3 protein-coding genes are annotated in these 4,849 nt (G+C 49.0%); 2 read left to right on the top strand and 1 reads right to left on the bottom strand.

Annotated features, from left to right (window positions below; genetic code table 11):
* Both RM811_RS07930 and RM811_RS07925 read left to right on the top strand, forming a co-directional pair.
* A partial coding sequence (locus RM811_RS07930; RefSeq protein WP_402522665.1) for a hypothetical protein occupies positions 1-292 on the top strand: 292 nt, incomplete at its 5' end.
* Between the two features lie 40 nt (positions 293-332).
* Positions 333-1,343 carry a hypothetical protein gene (locus tag RM811_RS07925; protein ID WP_402522663.1) on the top strand — a complete coding sequence of 337 codons (1,011 nt, stop codon included), beginning with the start codon at positions 333-335 and terminating at the stop codon, positions 1,341-1,343.
* Between the two features lie 1,100 nt (positions 1,344-2,443).
* Here RM811_RS07925 and RM811_RS07920 read toward each other — a convergent pair.
* Positions 2,444-3,544, bottom strand: a complete 1,101-nt coding sequence (locus tag RM811_RS07920; protein ID WP_402522660.1) for a hypothetical protein — start codon at positions 3,542-3,544, stop codon at positions 2,444-2,446.
* Positions 3,545-4,849 lie beyond the last annotated feature (1,305 nt).

Below are 4,849 nucleotides of genomic sequence, written 5' to 3'. Positions count from 1 at the left end.
GCTATTTGGACGACTACTGTTTAATGGTGAACCGTTGGAAGGCGCGCGCATCAATGGCGGCCTTTACCCGGGCAGCACCGACGATATCGGCATGTTCCAGCTGGAAACCCGTTCGGATATCGGCACACTTCAGGTAGAATTGGACAACGGCTGGCTCTGTCAGCTACCAGTGGCCCCGCTGGAAGCAGGGTATGTATTACAAATGGGCACAATGGATCTTTCCGATGCCCAGTGCGCTCCACTTCTGGAAGGCCAGCTGGCCATTACCAGGCGGGATGATATCCGAAAATAATGCCACTTAACCCAAGACTATTTTTCAGGCAGTAGCCATCATGACAAGAAAATATTCACCGCCTCGTCTAATCATTCTCCCTTGCCTGATGATGCTGTTTACCTTGCCCGCTTTTGCACAGCTTGCCAATTGTTCTGGTAGCTTTCTGGAGAACAGTGGCGGCCTGGGCGTCAAAGTCAAAAAATTCTGCGAAGGTTACGACCTCGATTGGTCACTGGATAAAAATGAAGCAGCCTTCACCGGTGGTAACTTCTGCCTGATTGCTTATAAAGGATCAGATACGGCGACCAAATGCGGCGATGACGACGATGAACGCATCATGTACGACGCCTCTATCAACATCACCGGTGCCGATCCCGACGACACCAGCAATGGTAAATTTATGCTGGGTGGCAAGATACCCGTCACGATTAAACTGGAAGGCCAGCCGGATGACTTTTACCCGGGCCAAACCATTGATTTACCTTATACAGACGGTAAATGCGTCTGCGCTGATACCGAAAATCAATATAACCTTATAATCACAGTTAGTAAGGATAAGATTTTAAAAAGTGGCATCACCACCAACAGCGCAGTGGGTAATTTCAGGCTTAATGGTTTTCATGAATTGGGAAGTTTGAACGGCTCTGTTGGCTTCCAGATAACCCTGACCCTGGCAACCGGTATTCAGATCAGCGGCCTTGAGGATATGCAGCTGGTAGAAAATAACGGTAGCGCCAGTGCTTCACAGAATTTTTGCGTGTTTGCTTTGGGAACGGAACGTTTCTCATTGCGCGCCAACAGTGAAGAGGGGAACGGAGAATCGTTCAAGTTAATAAACAGTAACGATGAAACGTTAAGTTACTCCATGAAGGTTGAAGACAGTAATAGCAAAGTAGAAAACTATGCGGGCAACAAAAATCCAATCAGAGGCTGGAAACCCAGCAACCAATACCTCTGCTCAGACCACAGAGCTGAAAATATGACCCTGACGGTTAATGTCGCCAATACCGATAGCGTTTCTGCGGGGGTTTACAGCGATACCATGACCCTGACAGTAAGACCGAATTAAGGATCTGTCCCGAAGTAAATTACTCATTTGCCAGTAGATTGAGGCACTTGGGGAATAGAACTGTAAACAGTTCCGGCTGCGTTCTCCGCTGTCATTGTGTACAGGGATTACCCACAGGTTCCACAGAGCTTAAAGGCATAAAAGCCAACTATCGGCAGTCACCTCCCTGTGGATGGATCCTGTACAATCCCTGTACAGGATGACAGTGGAGTGGGTCGATAATAATGACTGTTTTCCCAAACGTAGAATTTATTTCCTCGTTCCCACGCTCCGCGTGGGAATGCAATGCATACGGCACTCGCCATGCGCCGCGGACTATCCGATAGTCCGTAGCCTGAATTGCCATGGAATGCGTGAGAACGAAGTACAACCTCACACTGCCCGGATGCGCCAGAGCTTCACGCTGACTGTTTCGTTTGTGGTGGGTGCGGTATGCATTCCCACGCAGAGCGTGGGAACGAGGTCATATCCTGAATCGTGCCCTGACAGTCACTACTGCCTTCAGCCAGAATATTCTGGTTTATAAAAAAAACGACAGACATATAAGAATACCTCGTTCCCACGCTCCGCGTGGGAATGCATACGGCACTCGCCATGCGCCACGGACTATCCGATAGTCCGTAGCCAGGTAGGTCGGCTTAATCTCGACGTAGGTCGGTTCGCTTGCGAGCCGACTCGTGAACCAACCGCCCTACATCCATAAGGGTCTGGTGTTATCGCCAGACTCATTCGTCGGCTCCCCTGAACGGGGAACCGACCTACGAACTATCAGAAAGTCCAGCGATATACAGCAAGTTACGTATGCATTCCCACGGGGGGGCCATGGGAACGAGACAACGAGATCAAACCCGCTACTCCGGAGTAACCGTCAACGTCATGGTATGACCTCGTTCCCACGCTCCGCGTGGGAATGCATACTGCACTCACCACAAACAAAACAGCTCGCGTGAAACTCCGGCACCACCCAGGCAGAGTGAGGTTATCCCTTGTTCGCACTCGTTATTGCCTGGCAATTCAGACTGCGGACCATCAGATAGCCCTGCCGCAAACAACAAGTTCCGTATGCATTCCCACAAAACCTTTGGAACAAGATAAACCCACTACTCTGGCGCCACCGTTAATGTCATCGTGTCGGTGTAAACCCCGGCCGGGCCACTGGTATCGGCTACATCGACGGCAATGGTCATATTATTCCCACTGAGACAGTCAGGGGATTTGGACGGCGTCCAGCCGGTGGTTGGCTGCCCCGGCCATACGCTGCCTATCGGAGACATATCAATAAATCCGTCACTGAGGGTTATTTGGTAATTCAGGGTATTGCCGGCACTGTTGAGCCTGAAATCCTTTTTCACCCCACCCCAGATTGACTGACCATTCAGGCTGTCGGGCAACAGGGAAAAGGTAGCGGTGCCAACGGCAAATACACAGAACGGTCTGCTGCCGTGGGCGCTGCCATTACTGGCTGCGAGAGTCATATCCTGCAGGCCGCTGATCCGGATGGCCGGAGTAATGTCCAGAATGATCCTGAGCACCTGAGGCTCTATACTGTATTTGGTTTTCTGACTATTCCAAACCTTAAGGGTAAACTCACCGGTGAACTGACGGCCAGAAATCTGACTATTCAACACATCATTGCTTTTCACCGAAATATCCAGAGTGTACTCATTACGGCTACAGGTGCATTTATCATCCGCTTTCTGCAGAATGGTCTCAACGCCCGGTGACAGGGGGTAACTGTTGGCACCATCAACCCTTTTCAGGGCAATCTTCACCGGCAGTTGCTCATTACCTGCGGTTAAATAAAAATGGTCACCACTGCCGTCTTTGGTTTCGCCCAGTTTCACACCAGGTTTTTTCATTTCTCTCTCTTTGATACAGTTACCTGCCTCGGCGATATGCAAGCCATCGTAAGCGATGATACAAAACTGTTTGCTGGAAAAGGCAATATTACCACTGTTGATCGACCATTCCGGCAATGCATGGGTATTACACAGCCTTTTTGTGACAATCGCCCAGCCTGAATAATCATCATCATCATCATCATAATCATCACCATCCTCAATATCCTGAATCGTACCCTGACAGTCACTACTGCCTTCAGCCAGAATATTCTGGTTTATAAAAAAAAACGACAGACATATAAGGATCAATAATCCTGTGACAGGTGGATTGATGGAATACGACAAAATCCTAGAACTCATAGATGATTGCTACGGAGAAATCCACGGAAAGATGGGAGGTCAGATTGCTACAATAATAGCTGCTAAAAATGGGCTGCGTATTCGAAAAGGAAATAGGACAGCCAGCAGAAATAGGAAGCAGAAATAGGATACCCATAGAAAGGAAATAGAAGGAAATAGAAGGAAATAGGAAAGGAAATAGGACATCCACAAATTATCCCATGTAATTCAAATTGATATTTGTCCTTTTATTCGTTTTTCCTTTTATTCGGTATTCGGTACGGTAGTTGATTGTTTGTAACAAAAACCTTTACATACCCAGCCCTGTGTACTGGCTGGAATGCCATGCGGTTATGAATATATGGGGTGATGACAACTTTCCGATATCAGGTATTTGAGTCATTCAGACTGGTATCGGTTAATAATGTTCTGGACTTGCTCTGCTTGTATATCCGATTGATCAGACTTGCTATAAAGGGTGACCAATATAATCTCTTCTTTTCCTCGCTCCCACGTTCCGCGTGGGAATGCATACGCCACTCGCCATGTCCCACAGAGCAGAAATAGAGCAGAAATAGGACACCCATAATTTTCCCCATGTAGCCAGGTAGGTCGGTTCGCTTGCGAACCGACTCGTAAACCAACCGCCATGCAACCATCAAGGTATGGCATTGTTCCTCGTTCCCACGCTCCGCGTGGGAATGCATACGGCACTCGCCCTCTACCGCGGGACTATCCGATAGTCCGCAGCCTGAATTGCCATGGGGTGCGTAGAACGAGGGACAACCTCACACTGCCCGGGTGCGCCGGAGCTTCACGCTGACTGCTTCGTTTGTGGTGGGTGCGGTATGCATTCCCACGCAGAGCATGGGAACGAGGTCATTATCAATGGTCTGGATCCAGCAGTCAGGACTGTCAGGATTACACACAAAATAATATGCAACTTCGGGTTCGTATACCCGGCAAAGAATTAAATAATGCATCAGCCGGTGTTTATACCGATACCGTGACGATTGTCGTCGAGCCTACCTGACATACGCATCCTTTCTCACTCCCACACTCTGTGTGGTAACGATCAGGCCTCACCAGCTGTATCCGTTCCGGTAAAAGACACCCTGCTGCATCGGGATATGGATTGACTGGATGTTGCCCATGGCATTTGTATTTCTCCTGTTTTGGTCTAGGTTTGACAGTCCAGACGGGCGATATGGTGATGTTAATGACCGTTGAACGGTACGAGTTTCGGCTGACCCGATTAGAAGAAGAAGTGCGGGAGCTGCGACGAAATCAGGTGGAGACCAGTAAGGGGCTGAATGACCTTGCCGA

It is taken from the genome of Endozoicomonas sp. (genome assembly GCF_031844845.1).
Classification (GTDB): domain Bacteria; phylum Pseudomonadota; class Gammaproteobacteria; order Pseudomonadales; family Endozoicomonadaceae; genus Endozoicomonas.
This window is presented reverse-complemented; position numbering and strand designations above follow the sequence as displayed.

What these genes read in the sequence shown, in the direction of transcription:
- RM811_RS07925 (WP_402522663.1), top strand. Translation starts at nt 333, where the DNA reads ATGACAAGAAAATATTCACCGCCTCGTCTAATCATTCTCCCTTGCCTG.
- RM811_RS07920 (WP_402522660.1), bottom strand. Translation starts at nt 3,544, where the DNA reads ATGAGTTCTAGGATTTTGTCGTATTCCATCAATCCACCTGTCACAGGA.